Origin of the sequence: Acinetobacter sp. WC-743, assembly GCF_000335555.1 — a bacterium.
GTDB classification, from domain to species: domain Bacteria; phylum Pseudomonadota; class Gammaproteobacteria; order Pseudomonadales; family Moraxellaceae; genus Acinetobacter; species Acinetobacter bereziniae.
Genome location: NZ_AMFQ01000114.1, coordinates 1 through 14,543, shown reverse-complemented (window position 1 = coordinate 14,543; position 14,543 = coordinate 1). Strand labels below are relative to the sequence as shown.

The window sequence follows — 14,543 nt, the reverse complement described above, 5'->3', positions numbered from 1 at the left end:
AAAGAAACAGCGCCTGATCAATCAGACGCTGAATTTTAACATAGTTTGTCTACATCTTAGAATTTATAGTTGATATTGAATACACCTTTACGACCTTCACCTGGCATCGCCCAACCATTGTTACGAATATGGGTATAGTACTTTTCATCACTTAAGTTTTGCCCCAATAATTGGAAACTTAAATCTTTGTTATAGTTGTATGTTACAGAAGCATTATGAATCAAATAATCATCAGATTTGACCTGTTGTACTAGATTATTAGTCGCTGAACGTGTGCTTAAATACATTTCACCTTGATAGGTTAAACCGTATCCAGCTTGCCATTGATCATTAAGTTGATAAGTGGTCCATAAGCTACCTGAAACTTTCGGAACATTGACTAACTTATCGCCTTTTTGAAAATCAATATTGGGTGAACCATTGACTTTGGTTTGATCATATTTACCCTCCATATAGGCTGCACTTGCTGTGATGTTCCATTTAGGTGTTATTTCACCGGCTAAACCAAACTCAACACCCTGCACATAGTTTTTACCATCTAATTTTGCATCAGGCTGTCCCGGTATATCATTGGTTACACGGACTTTATCCTGTTCATTGCGGAATACTGCGGCAGAAATTAAGAAGTTAGGATTTGCTTGCCACTTCGCACCAACTTCATAGGCAACAGCATTTTCAGGATCAGTACTACAAGAGTTTGCTGTGATTGCATTATTGGTAATGGTTTGAGAACATCCACCACTTGCAGTGTTTTGTACAGGCTTTTGAGCATTGGCATAAGACAAATACAGACTGGTTGCAGGCGTTGGCTTAAACGTTAAGCCAGCATTATAGGAAATTAAATTATCAGACTGTTTGTAGTTTTGACCACGAGTTACGGCTGCTGTAGTTGTAGAAACAGTGTCTGAACGATATTGACCGTCAGTATAGTCATTACGTACACCAAGGTTGAGTAACCATTGTTCACCGAACTTTAAAGTGTCAAACAAGTACGCGGAATAGACATTTAAATAGCCTTCAGCTACACCTGTTTTACGGAAGTTTGTTGGACCATGCCAAAAGTTATCTGGATTATATACATTCATGTAAAGCGGCGTTGTAATGGAACTACCAGCAGATGAACCATTTGAATTATATAAATACCCAGCTGTTGTAATTGAATAGTCTTCACGACTAAAACCTACACCAGCGACAACAGCATGATCAATGATTCCTGTTTTAAATTGCATATTGATATTGGTGTCATTGGCAAATTGTTTATTGTGGGTATTTCGATAATAGCCACGGGGACCAGAAATATAATAAGAACCATTTGGTACTGTAATGGTCGTTGAACCAGAAGTCACACTACAATTCTTATAACCTGTTTGATTTGTATTTGTAATCGCTGTTGGTGATGTACCATCTGCTAAGCAGAAGGTACCCTGTGGTGCAGATACAGTCGCTTTTTGTTCAATATCACTATAACGGGTGATTGAGTTGAGTTTTGCGTTAGGGCTGATTTCGCTTTCTACTTTGAATGTGACAACTTGATTTTCAATATCTTGTTGATCTAGATTGCGATAACCATAGCTGTTTTTATCTGAAATCCCTTTGACCGGTTTGCCATTATAGTAAGGCACACCGTATTGTGGATCATTTTCATCTTTTTGATAAAGGTAAGATAATGTTGCTTTGGTCGTATCACTTATGCCAAATGTAACCGAAGGGGCAATTCCCCAGCGCTTCATTTCTTCATCACGACCAGCATAAGTGTTTTGATGCCCCATAACGTTTAGGCGGAATGCTAAATCTTCATCTACAACTTTATTAAAATCACCAGTAAAGCGTTTATAGTTGTCTGAACCGAATCCCAATGTGATTTCATTGCTATCACGGTTTTTAGGCGTTTTTGAAACTAAATTGACACCGCCACTAATTTGACCTACGCCGTTTTCAACAGAGTTTGCGCCTTTGATGACTTCAACAGCTTCATAGTTGAATAAATCTGAACGGTTGGTTAACGCTGCATCTCGTAAACCATCAACCGTGGTGTTATAGGTTGCGTCGTATCCGCGCAGATTGATTTTATCTCCATAACCGCCACCACCTTCACCCGCACCGAAACTTATACCTGGGGTCGTTGCTAATGCCTGCTGCAATGAAAGTAAACCTTGATCTTTAAGTGCTTTTTCAGTGATCACTTGTATTGTCTTAGCTGTATCTAAAACCGTTTCTGTCCGTTTGGTCGAGGAAGTTTTAGGTGCTAAATAGGATGCATTTTGTTCTGCACGTGCCTGAATTGTTGGAAGTTGGGTAGGAGTTTCCTCAGCAGCAGCAAACGCTAAATTGGGTAAAGCAATTGCCAATGCAACTGTTTTCACTTTTTTGTTTTTTACAGAATACTTTCGAGCCATTTTTGCATCCATCGCAGATCATATTGAACTTATCCACTACTGCGCAAAGACTTTTATGTCGCAATAATGGAGAAATTGTTAAGGTATGTAATCAATATTGCGAATTCTAATGATAATTATTTTCATTAACAATGTGTGTAAATAATTATTCATACGGAAAAACTGTTTAATTCATTCAATATAATTAAAGAAAGCTATAGAAGATATGATTGATTGAATTTGATCATATTGCTGAAATATAGTGTATTTTTAATGATTGGTAAAAAATAACTATTGGAAATTATAGGATAATTTTTTAGTGAGAATTAATAACAGTGAGGTTTATCTTTAATTGAAGGAATAACAAGCTAAATTATACGAAAAAAATGGCCCCCTATGAAAAGGAGCCATTTCAATTTAATTTTTAAAGTATTAACTATTAATATTTAAAGTTGATCGACAATACTGCATTACGACCTTCAGCCTCTGTTGCATAGTGTGATGCATAGGCTTTGGTGAAATAACGTTTATCTGAAAGGTTGTTTAGATTTAATTGTAGATCAACATTTTTGTTAACGTTATAACGTGCCATTGCATCGTAGCGAACATAGCCTGGAACAAATTTAGTATTGGCAGCATCGCCGTAAACTTTATCCATCGCTAAAGCACCTGCACCAACAGTTAACTGTGGAAGCACTTGGTATGTTGTCCAAAGTGTTGCGCTGTTTTTAGGTACATTTGGTAGTTGTTTGCCTTTGGCTGGGTTAGGGAAGGTACAAACACCTGCACGAGTACACGATGGTCCTGGGTTTGTCATTTCGCTGTCTAGATAAGAATATCCCGCAGTAATATCCCATTTGTCCGTGATTTTACCTGTTGCAGTAAGCTCAATACCATCAACTTTACTTTCACCACCATTGGTATAGGTGCCAGCATCTAATTGAATACGGGTATTTTGTTTTTCAGTACGGAATACTGCTGCAGTCAAGTTTAAGCGTTCATCGAGGAAATCCCATTTTGTACCAAGCTCATATGTACGCGCTTCTTCTGGTTTTAAATCCATGTAAGCTTGACCGATTGCTTCTGAACCATCACCACCATCAACCCCCACTGGGTTAGCTGATGTTGCATAGCTTGCATAAATTGAACCATTTTTCATAGGTTTATATGTCAAACCAGCTTGGTAAGTAAAAAAGTCTTTATTATTTTCTAGTTTAGCGCCTGTTGCATTCGTCACTTGTTCAGTGTCAAATTTGTCCCAACGAACACCTAGGTCAAGTAGCCATTGTGGATTAAATTCAATATTGTCAAGTAAATAAACTGATGTAACTTTAGTTGTAGTGGTAGTGGTATTACGATTAGCAACTGCTGAACCTAACCATTCTTCTTTCGAATTAGGATTTGTTAAAGAGGTACACCATGCATCATTGATTTTACAATCGCTGTTGAAACCACCAGTTGTAGTACCTGTATAACCTGGATAAGTGGTTGTATAGCTACCTTTGTCTGATTTTTGATCACTATATTCTGCACCAACATTAAACTTATGTTTAATTGCACCAGTATTAAATTTACCAGTCAATGCAAGTTGATCTGTGAAAATATCCGTATCAGTAATACGTGAGTTGATACGACGCCAGACTTTGTCATTTAATACATTACCTTTTGAATCATCGGGTTGAGTCCAAAGATAATCATTGGTTGATTTGTTATATACGGCAGTATTGGTAATTGTTAAGTTATCGTTTAAATCATGTTCTAATTTAATGGTACCAATTTGGTTTTCTTGTTTTTGGAAATCGCGATCTAACAAACCATAATAAATGCCTTGCTTAACATCGACAGGCTTGCCAACAGTCGCTTTCTTAGAAGCATCATAATTATACGGCACACCTGAATCAGGCGTATCATCAGATTTTAAATAATAATAACTTAACGTTGCACGAGTCGCAGTATCTAAACCGAAAGTAATACTAGGCGCGATCCCTGCACGTTTGTATTCTGCGCCATTATCTTGCCCAGCTTTTTCGTTGTGATGTCCCATTACCGCAACACGTGCAGCAATACCATTACCAAAATCTTTATTTCCATCTAGGGTAATACGTTGGTAATTGTCTGTACCACCAGCGACAGAACCTTCTAGAAAGTCACCTTTTTTAGCAACTTTAGAAATCATATTGACACTACCGCCGACTGAGCCAGCACCACCCAATGATGATGCAGAACCTTTGATTACTTCAACTTGCTCTACAGCAAACATTTCACGGTTTTGTGAGGTGGAATTACGAACCCCATCTACATACATTGAACTTTCAGAGTTATATCCACGGATAAATGGACGATCACCATTTGGATTACCGCCTTCACCAGCACCAAGAGTAATCCCAGGAACTGTGCGAAGCGCATCGGCAAGTGTTGTGACTTGCGTATCTTCAATAAGTTTTTTTGAAATAACTGATACCGACTTAGGTGTATCAAGAAGTGGGGCAACAAATTTTGTATTAGCCGACTGATCTACTTTTAAACTTTGTTCTGCAGTCGCTTGTGCTTTAATTGTTGGTAGTTTTGCGATTTCGTCCTGAGCGATAGCTGACGTTGCAATAACTGAAAGTGATGAAGCGATTGCTGTGCTAACAATCTTTTTGCGTGATTTGATAAATGACATACTTTAACTCACAAAGAGTAGTGTAAATTTGTATGCGAATAATAATAATTCTTATTTTTTTATGCATTAGTTTGTGATTGTATTTGCCGATTGAATTAGAGAAACTTGAAGTAAAAATAAATAAATTTAGCTGTTATTTTTGATTTTATGGATTGAAAGAAATAATTTTTTTTATACTTGTTAAATATTTCAAAATGTAAAAAAAGTGAAGCGTGTGTAAATAAAATTTTAGATTTAGGTAAATTCATCAAAATGTATTTAATCCTGAGAAATGAATTGATTTAATTTTTTGTTTAAAAAGTCAGCATAAAAGATAAAAACAATCATTGAAATAAAATGATTTACACAGGTGTTTTGTATATATTCAAATGTTGTCATATAATGTGGCACTTTTTGAAAAACTGTAATTATTAAATTCTATCGAGGAAGCCATGCAAGTAACTTCTGAAGCGGTTTCGGGCGTTGCCCGTCGTTTAAATGTATCTGTACCGACGAGCCGTATTAACGAGCAGTTTGAAGCTCGCTTGAAACGCACTGCTAAAACTGTGAAGATTAACGGCTTCCGTCAAGGTAAAGTGCCTGTAAATGTTGTACGTCGTGAATATGGCGCGGGTATTTATCAAGAAGTTGTCAACGATATTATTCGTGACACCGTATTTGAAGCAATTCAACAAGAAAAAATCAATGCTGTTGGTATGCCAAACATCGACAAAGTTGAAAACAAAGATGATGCTTTAGTTTATCAAGCAACTGTTGAAGTTTATCCTGAAGTTGAAGTTAAATTTGATGGTCTAGAAGTATCTCGTAAATCGTCTGAAGTTACAGACAAAGATGTTGACGTAATGCTTGAAAACCTTCAAAAGCAACGTGCTGAGTGGACTGAAACTAAAGGCATGGCGAAGAAAGACATGCAAGTGACTTTCGACTTTGAAGGTACTGTAGACGGTGAAAAGTTTGAAGGCGGTGCTGCTGAAGACTTTAAACTTGTTTTAGGTTCTGGTCGTATGATCCCTGGCTTCGAAGACGGTATCGTTGGTATGAAGAAAGGCGAAGAGAAAGTAATTGATGTTACTTTCCCTGAAGACTATCAAGCTGAAAACTTGGCTGGTAAAGCTGCGCAATTCAAAATCACAGTTAAACTTGTTGAAAAGCAAAAACTACCTGAAATTGATGCTGAATTCCTAAAAATCTTTGGTTTAACTGAAGAAGAAGGCGTTGAAAAATTAAAAGCTGACGTTCGCAAAAACATGGAACGTGAAGTGAAAAATGGTTTGCGTAACCAAGTGAAAGGTGCAACTTTTGATGCACTTGTTGCTGCAAACGAAGTTGAAGTTCCTGAATCTATGTTGGCTCAAGAAATTGACCGTCAACGTCAACAAATGATTCAACAATTTACTCAACAGTTTGGTGCTCAAGGTGCAAAAGCATTTGACAGCAGCATGCTTCCAGATGAGTTGTTCAAAGAGCAAGCTGAGAAATCAGTGAAGCTTGGCGTACTTGTGAGTAAAGTATTGGCTGATGCTAAACTTGAAGTAGATCAAGCACGTGTTGATGCTTATATTGAAGATATGGCTTCTTCTTATGAAGATCCAGCTGAAGTGATTGAATATTTCAAAACTGACAAGCAACAACGTGCTCAAATTGAAGGCGTTGTGTTAGAAGATCAAGTGGTTGACCACATCTTGGCTAGCGCTAAAGTGACTGACGAAGCTGTAAGCTATCAAGATTTGTTAAAAGAGCAACAAGCACGCCAACAAGGCTAAGTTGTTTGATGTTGAAAAAGGCGCTTTGGCGCCTTTTTTTATGAGTTTAAACATTGGCTTAGTTAATCTGTTCACAATACTTATGCAAAAAATATCGGATATTTAGTTGGGAATATTTTGCATTTTCAGCAATTATCCCTCATATTGTGAACATGAGTGACGTAACAAAAATTCAGGAATAAATAACGTATGTATGTTCCATCAATTGAAAGCGCTTTAGTGCCAGTAGTCGTAGAACAATCTTCACGTGGTGAGCGTTCTTTCGATATTTTTTCGCGTCTTTTACGTGAACGTGTGATTTTTTTAACGGGTGAAGTTGAAGACAACATGGCAAATCTTATTGTTGCACAAATGTTGTTTTTAGAAGCTGAAAACCCAGATAAAGATATCCATTTATATATCAATTCACCAGGCGGTTCTGTTACTGCAGGTATGGCAATTTACGATACCATGCAATTTATTAAACCTGATGTGGTGACATATTGTATGGGGCAGGCTGCATCAATGGGTGCGTTCTTATTGAATGCAGGTGCGCAGGGTAAACGTTATTGCTTGGAAAATGCTCGTGTAATGATTCACCAACCACTAGGTGGTTTCCGTGGTCAGGCATCGGATATTGAAATCCACGCACGTGAGATTCTATTTATCAAAGAACGTTTAAACCGTTTAATGGCTGAACATAGTGGTCAGGATTACGAAACTGTTGCCAAAGATACAGATCGGGATAATTTCATGACCGCGCAGCAAGCAAAAGAATATGGTTTAGTGGATCAGGTATTAAGTAAACGACCTCAAAACTAAGCATTTATAGATATGATTTAAGAATTTGGAGTGAAAATGTCCGATCTTCCTCAAGGACAAAAGCATTGTTCATTTTGCGGTAAAACGCAGTCTGAAGTCGGTAAGCTGATTGCAGGCGAGGACGCATATATTTGTAATGAATGTGTGGATGTGTGTCTAGACTTAGTGCAAACGAGTCAGCAAGTGGAAACTGGCGATTGGGCATCACGCCCATTGCCTAAGCCTCATGAAATTCGTGCGGCATTGGATCAATATGTGATTGGTCAAGATACTGCGAAGAAAACGCTTTCAGTGGCTGTATATAACCATTACAAACGTTTGAAAGTTTCTCAAACTGGACATAAACCTAAAGATGCAGTTGAAATTGCAAAAAGTAATATTTTGCTGATCGGACCAACAGGTTCAGGTAAAACCTTGCTTGCGCAAACTTTAGCTCGTTTACTTGATGTACCTTTTGCAATGGCGGACGCGACAACATTGACTGAAGCTGGTTATGTTGGTGAAGATGTTGAAAACATTATTCAAAAGCTGTTGCAAAAAGCAGATTACGATGTAGAGAAGGCACAAAAGGGCATTATCTACATTGACGAAATTGACAAGATTACCCGTAAATCTGAAAACCCATCAATTACGCGTGATGTCTCTGGTGAAGGTGTACAACAAGCATTGTTAAAAATGATTGAGGGTACAGTTGCGTCCATTCCGCCTCAAGGTGGACGTAAACATCCACAGCAAGAGTTTATTCAGGTTGATACTGCAAATATCTTGTTCATTTGTGGTGGTGCATTCTCTGGTCTTGAAAAAGTGGTACAACAACGTCAAGAGAAAGGTGGAATTGGCTTTACTGCGGATGTGAAGAATAAGGATGACACTAAAAAAGTTTCTGAATTATTCCGTCAAGTTGAAGCAGCTGACTTAGTGAAATTTGGTTTAATTCCAGAGTTTATTGGTCGTTTACCTGTGATCGCAACTTTAGAAGAGCTTGATGAAGAAGCATTAATGCAGATTCTGACTGAGCCTAAAAATGCTTTAACACGCCAATATCAATATTTATTTGAAATGGAAAATGTTGATCTTCTCTTTGAAGACTCGGCATTACGTGCAATTGCGAAAAAGGCTTTAGAGCGTAATACAGGTGCGCGTGGTTTGCGTTCTATTTTGGAAAACGTTCTACTTGAGACGATGTATGATTTACCAAGTCGCTCTGATATTGGTACAGTCATTATCAATGAAGCAGTGATCAATGATAAAGCTGTGCCTGAGTTCAAACCTGAACGACAACCTAAGCAAGAAAGCAATGAAGTTGAAAAAGTAGATCTAAAAGTTTTAGACAGTAAATCGGCTTAAATGTTCGATTTTACTCAATATTACTTTTGCATCTTATCTGAAACGTGTAAGTAGCTTGACTATTTACACGTTTTTTTATTTTTAAATTGTCATTGTAATGTTAAGCTCACTGTGCAGAATATTGTTTCTTAAGAATGAAAATAAAAAATACGCGGTGAGGGAAAATCATGCGTTACATCGGTCTCGTTGTTTTGATGAGTTGTGGATTAGCAGCTTGTCAGAGTCATCAATCTGTAGAACAGCAATCAACCAAAGTTGTTTCGACTTTAGATCCTATTGATTTTAAAAAAGAACAATCATTGGTTCATGAAAAGCTTGATCAATATAAAGTGAAATCTTTTTCTGTAGGTTCTTGGGTCAATCAAAAACCCGGTCAATACTTTCATTTGGTGAAGCCACAGAATCCTCAAGCTGCTGTGATTTATTTTTATCGTCCAGATAGTCGCTGGAACAGACAAGAAATCATTCCCACCAATTTCTTTTTAAATGGTAAGCGGATTCCGAGTTTAATCAGCAATCACTACTATTGGATTGAACTTGCTGAAGGTGATTATAAATTAAGTCTAAGTCGCCCTTTAACAGTTTTTCATTTTCAAAAGCCTAAGGTTGCCTATTTCTCAGTAGAGGCGGGTGGGCAATATTTTGTCAAATATGAGGAAGAAAAATTCCGTGGTGGACCAAACGGTGAGGCAGGGCTATTACGTGTTGGACCATTGATGCAAATGCCAACCCGACAGGGCTTAAAAGAAATTGCCATGACGCAACTTAAAACACCTGGGTTGAACTTTGTGGCAGAGGTGACGGCGGATGGGCGTGTGATTAAACCGCAAGAGAAAATTAAAGGTGCCCCATATAAGGTGAGTGATGATGTGCACTTGGGGCAACCCTTTAAGCTTTGGAATCCAACGACTTGGTAAGCTTTTAAGTATTCAGATTAAAAAAGAGAGCGAAGCTCTCTTTTTTAATGTTTAAGGGGTATTCGCCGCTTTTTTTAATTCAGCAAGTTTCTTATTTATCTCTTTAAAATCTTGTTCGGTATTTTGAAGGATATTGCTAAGTTGAGTATTCATCATCTTCATCGTTTCTTGAGCAATTTGTGGAGACTTTTTAAGTATAGATTGCCCCACAGCACTCGAATAAAAGTCGATTTGTGCTTGTACTTCTTCCGCATTGAAAACGTCTTTATAAATTTTGAGATAAAGTGGTTTAATTTGTTCCCAAGACACCGTTTTCTGACTTTGAGCATACATTTTATCTGCCAATTCATTGGCAACAATTTGTTCTTGTGGACTTAATTGTTCCTTGTTTACGGACATTTTAATGATTTGATAAGCCTGCTGATCTAATTGAGGACGGATCTGTTGCATCGTTTCTTGTAAAAGTTGATCAATGTTCATCACTTTTAACAATTGTTGTACTTGTTGATCAGATGCTTGTGCTGCAAAAGCAAAATTGGCAGTTAGACATGAGCCAAGCAGCACTAAATGTTGTAATAATTTCATAATATACCTATAGGATCACGTTGTTATTTATACGACAAAGGTGTTACCCACATTCGAAAACAATATAAAGCTTTATTGGGTTTGCAGTATAGGTTTTAAAATGGCTTCCATTTTATCTTTAATCACTTTTTGATTTTCTGCTTTAAGCATTTGCTTCTGTGAGAATTTAGTGGTTTCTTGCATGACTTCAGTCATCAATAGATTCATTTTCTGATTGATCGATTGCCCTAAAGGTGTGCTGAGGAACGCAATATTGGCTTGGATTTCTTCTTCAGTAAAGGTTTTTTTAAAAAGTGATTTGAATAGAGCAAGATATTCAGGATCTGTAATCATTTTTTGTTGAACATCGCTATAGAGAGCACTAATTTGCAGTGCCGCATTTTGTTGATCAATGTTGAGTGTCTGAGCGCCAGTCACTTGCCGAACAAGATCTTCAGCTTGCTCATCAAAATAGGGCTGCATATCTCGAGTACTTTGTTTGAATATCTCGGTGATATTGGAAAGTTGCATTAATTTGTCTACGCTTTTATCTGTTGCTGGAGATGCAAAGCTTGACACTGTCATACAGCATAAACTTAAAGTTAAAGCGAACTGTTTAATTTTCATGAGTTTTCCTTTCTTTATTATCCTCTAATCGATGTAGTTGTTGAATAATTTCTCCAATTTTATTGCGATATTGCTGAATAAATTGAGGATCATTAATTGCTTTATGAATCGCAGCATTGCTTTCTATGAATATTTTCGTGTCAACATTTGCAAGTTTTGTGTACAGTGCTTGGCTTGGCGTTGTGTCATGCTGATAAAGTGCTTCAATTTCTTGAGGGCTTAACGATTCTAAAATAATTTGCTTGGTTTGACTGATAAATTGTGGATCTCGAAGAATATCTTTCGTCATTGATTGATAAACCGCGACAATTTCTGGGATGATTTGTTTTTCGTTATCCGTGAGTTGTATCGTACTTATCCCATTTTTAATTAAATTTTCTGCTTGATTTTGATAAATACGCTTTGCGTCTTCATTCGCTTGAAGACGCCATATTTGATTGCCAATGATACCCTGTGTGAGTCGATCAAGGGATTCACTTTCTGTATTTAAGGCAAAGCTTTGTATAGAGATCGAGAATAGCAATAATACAGAAAAAATAATATATTTTATAAAGTTCATGACCTGACTCAAAAATAAAAAGCACCCTAATCATAGAGTGCTTTTCAAGTGATGCTCAAGCTTAATTTCAGCTTTTATGCAGATTAATTTGCAGCATCAACAACTGGAATTTTGCCAATTTTTGCTTGCCAAATTTTTGGTGCAGTTGCATGAACAGAAGTACCATTTACATCAACAGCGACGGATACAGGCATATCTTGTACTTTGAATTTGTAAATTGCTTCCATACCTAGGTCAGCAAATGCGACAACTTCAGCTTCACGAATGGCTTTAGATACTAAATAAGCAGCACCACCAACAGCCATTAAATAAGTTGCTTTATTGTCTTTGATCGCTTCAACAGCAGCAGGACCACGATCCGCTTTACCGATCATACCGAACAAGCCAGTTGCTTCAAGGACTTGACGTGTAAACTTATCCATACGTGTTGCTGTTGTTGGACCAGCAGGACCTACAACTTCATCACCTACAGGATCTACAGGTCCTACGTAGTAAATGAATTTACCTTTTAGATCTACAGGTAACTGTTCGCCTTTATTGAGCATATCCACCATACGTTTATGCGCAGCATCACGACCTGTATAGATGGTACCATTTAATAATAATGTATCGCCCGGTTGCCACGAGTTCATTTCTTCTTGTGTGATATTGTCTAAATCAACACGTTTAGATGTTGAAGTATCCCAAGTCACTTCAGGATAATCTGAAAGTAAAGGTGCTTGAATATGTGCAATACCTGAACCGTCTAATTGGAAATGAGCATGACGAGTTGCAGCGCAGTTTGGAATCATACCGACTGGTTTACCAGCAGCATGACAAGGATAGTCTTTAATTTTAATATCAAGAACAGTCGTCAAACCACCAAGACCTTGAGCACCAATACCTAAAGCATTCACTTTTTCAAAGATTTCAATACGAAGTTCTTCGATTTGGTTCTGTGGACCGCGGCGAAGTAATTCGTCCATATTGATTTCTTCCATGAGTGATTCTTTTGCAAGCATCATGGCTTTTTCAGCAGTACCACCAATACCGATACCGAGCATACCAGGAGGGCACCAACCTGCACCCATCGTTGGTACAGTTTTAAGCACCCAGTCTACGATCGAGTCAGAAGGGTTCAACATTGCCAGTTTAGATTTATTCTCTGAACCACCACCTTTCGCTGCGACAGTAATATCGACTTTATTGCCTGGAACGAGTTTGTAGTGAATTACAGCAGGTGTATTGTCTTTGGTATTTTTACGACCAAAAGCTGGATCTGCTAAAACTGAAGCACGGAGTACGTTGGTGTTTTCTAAATAACCTTGGCGTACACCTTCATTGATCGCATCATCTAAGCTCATGGTTAAATCAAATTTAACATCTAAGCCCACGTCAACAAATACGTTAACAATACCAGTATCTTGACAGATTGGACGATGACCTTCTGCACACATACGTGAGTTAATTAAGATTTGTGCAATTGCATCCTTTGCAGCTTGGTTCTCTTCACGATCATAAGCACGGCTCATCGCTTGGATAAAGTCTTGTGGATGATAGTACGAAATGAACTGAAGCGCGTCCTTGACCGATGTGATCAAGTCATCTTGTTTGATAATAGTTGTCATATCAAAAATCTCTTGAGCGGGCTGTTAGCTAGCGGGCTGAATTATACGTGATATTGCTTGTTTTGTGGTGGCTTTGATGGATTTTTAGGCTAAAGTTTTATTATTTTATTTGGGATAAAAACTTTATACTGATGATAGAATAAAAGCTTGCAATGGGCACAGAAGCGTTATGGGAAAGCATACTCATCTTGCAGATAATATTATTGAAATTTATAACAATAAAGCCTATGCATGGACTGCATTAAGAGGGTCTTGTTTATATGAGAAAGTATGGTTAGATCGGTTTTTAAAATTACTTCCACAACACTCAAATATACTGGACTTAGGTTGCGGTTCAGGACAACCCATAGCGGCTTATTTGATTGAGCAAAGCCATAATGTGACGGGTGTAGACAGTTCAGAAGAAATGCTGGATATGGCGCGAGAGAATTTTCCTGAAGATTTGTTTCCAAACTGTACTTGGATTCAAGCAGATATGCGCACAGTTGAACTGATTGAAAAGTTTGAGGGGATTTTAGCTTGGGATAGTTTTTTCCATTTATCACCTGAGTGGCAAAGGGCAATGTTTCAACGATTTGATCGTTTTGCGACACAGGGGGCGGTTTTAATGTTTACCAGTGGACCTACATTTGGAGAGCAAATTGGAGATCTGTTTGGAGAACCTCTATATCATGCCAGTTTATCGCCAGAAGAATATAGCCAATTATTCCATAGCTACGGCTTTAAAGTGATTAATAGGGTCGTAGAAGACCCTAATTGTACGGGGCATACAGTTTGGTTGGCGCAAAGGAAATAATTGTTGTTCATTTAATCAATTGAATAAAATAGTTAAATGATTATAAATGTGATAAATATCACATAAATAGCACAAGAATATTTTAATTATTTTTTTGAATTTTATAGCTATTTTTTATAATTATTTAGTTAATGCTTAAGATTGTTATTAGGGCGTGTTGACACTTTTAGATTAAAAAATAGCGAAGTAGTAAAATTAAATCGCCAAACCCAATTCTACTATTCGCTATGCCTCGTACCATGTTAACAGATCAACACTGGCAAAAGTTGAAAGCTATTTTGCGTAATTTATCCATTCATCTCAACTCAAATTTAAGAAATTTTATTGAAGCGATTCTTTATAGGATTAGAACTGGGTGCCCTTGGCGTGATATCCCCACTTGCTTTGGACAACCCAACTCTATTTTTAAACGTTTTAATCGCTGGTCAAGTAGTGGTAAGTTACTCACTATATTTAAATTATTATCGCTGAATACAGATATGGAATGGCTGTTCATCGATGGTTCTCATATTCGCGCTCATC

At 37.5% G+C, this 14,543-nt stretch carries 12 protein-coding genes; 6 read left to right on the top strand and 6 right to left on the bottom strand.

All coding sequences use genetic code 11. The annotated features are described in order from the left end of the window. Nucleotides 1-56: 56 nt before the first annotated feature. Nucleotides 57-2,396 (bottom strand): TonB-dependent receptor, encoded by a 2,340-nt coding sequence (locus ACINWC743_RS17520; RefSeq protein WP_171064913.1) that lies wholly within the window; start codon nt 2,394-2,396, stop codon nt 57-59. Nucleotides 2,397-2,814: 418 nt separating this feature from the next. Next, entirely contained in the window at nt 2,815-5,040 is a 2,226-nt protein-coding gene (locus ACINWC743_RS17515) for a TonB-dependent receptor (RefSeq protein WP_009586379.1), read from the bottom strand. A 431-nt stretch (nt 5,041-5,471) separates the two neighbouring features. Between ACINWC743_RS17515 and tig the strand changes: the two genes are divergently transcribed. The 4 genes from tig to ACINWC743_RS17495 all read left to right on the top strand — a co-directional run bounded on the left by tig (nt 5,472) and on the right by ACINWC743_RS17495 (nt 9,868). Then, nucleotides 5,472-6,803: a trigger factor gene (gene tig / locus ACINWC743_RS17510; RefSeq protein WP_004830173.1), complete on the top strand. Its 1,332-nt coding sequence runs from the start codon at nt 5,472-5,474 to the stop codon at nt 6,801-6,803. Between the two features lie 189 nt (nt 6,804-6,992). Next, complete coding sequence (gene clpP / locus ACINWC743_RS17505) at nt 6,993-7,604, top strand: ATP-dependent Clp endopeptidase proteolytic subunit ClpP (protein WP_005033741.1); 612 nt, start codon at nt 6,993-6,995, stop codon at nt 7,602-7,604. A gap of 36 nt (nt 7,605-7,640) precedes the next feature. Further along, nucleotides 7,641-8,951: an ATP-dependent Clp protease ATP-binding subunit ClpX gene (gene clpX / locus ACINWC743_RS17500; RefSeq protein WP_009586396.1), complete on the top strand. Its 1,311-nt coding sequence runs from the start codon at nt 7,641-7,643 to the stop codon at nt 8,949-8,951. Between the two features lie 167 nt (nt 8,952-9,118). After that, complete coding sequence (locus ACINWC743_RS17495) at nt 9,119-9,868, top strand: DUF2846 domain-containing protein (protein ID WP_009586384.1); 750 nt, start codon at nt 9,119-9,121, stop codon at nt 9,866-9,868. 51 nt (nt 9,869-9,919) lie between these two features. On the opposite strand, the gene ACINWC743_RS17490 is transcribed toward ACINWC743_RS17495, so the two are convergent. The 4 genes from ACINWC743_RS17490 to ACINWC743_RS17475 form a co-directional block, all read right to left on the bottom strand. Beyond that, nucleotides 9,920-10,453, bottom strand: coding sequence for a DUF2059 domain-containing protein (locus ACINWC743_RS17490; protein WP_009586393.1), 534 nt, complete (start codon nt 10,451-10,453; stop codon nt 9,920-9,922). 72 nt (nt 10,454-10,525) lie between these two features. Beyond that, on the bottom strand, nt 10,526-11,059 hold the full coding sequence (locus ACINWC743_RS17485) for a DUF2059 domain-containing protein (RefSeq protein ID WP_005033732.1): 534 nt from the start codon (nt 11,057-11,059) through the stop codon (nt 10,526-10,528). Next, nucleotides 11,049-11,618: a hypothetical protein gene (locus ACINWC743_RS17480; protein WP_009586387.1), complete on the bottom strand. Its 570-nt coding sequence runs from the start codon at nt 11,616-11,618 to the stop codon at nt 11,049-11,051. Before ACINWC743_RS17480 ends, ACINWC743_RS17485 begins: the two co-directional genes overlap by 11 nt. 83 nt (nt 11,619-11,701) lie before the next feature. Beyond that, on the bottom strand, nt 11,702-13,225 hold the full coding sequence (locus tag ACINWC743_RS17475; protein WP_005033728.1) for a fumarate hydratase: 1,524 nt from the start codon (nt 13,223-13,225) through the stop codon (nt 11,702-11,704). A 169-nt stretch (nt 13,226-13,394) separates the two neighbouring features. Between ACINWC743_RS17475 and ACINWC743_RS17470 the strand changes: the two genes are divergently transcribed. Both ACINWC743_RS17470 and ACINWC743_RS17465 read left to right on the top strand, forming a co-directional pair. Next, complete coding sequence (locus tag ACINWC743_RS17470; RefSeq protein WP_009586377.1) at nt 13,395-14,021, top strand: class I SAM-dependent methyltransferase; 627 nt, start codon at nt 13,395-13,397, stop codon at nt 14,019-14,021. 227 nt (nt 14,022-14,248) lie between these two features. Continuing rightward, the coding region (locus ACINWC743_RS17465) for an IS5/IS1182 family transposase (RefSeq protein ID WP_009584487.1) at nt 14,249-14,543 on the top strand (295 nt) is incomplete at its 3' end.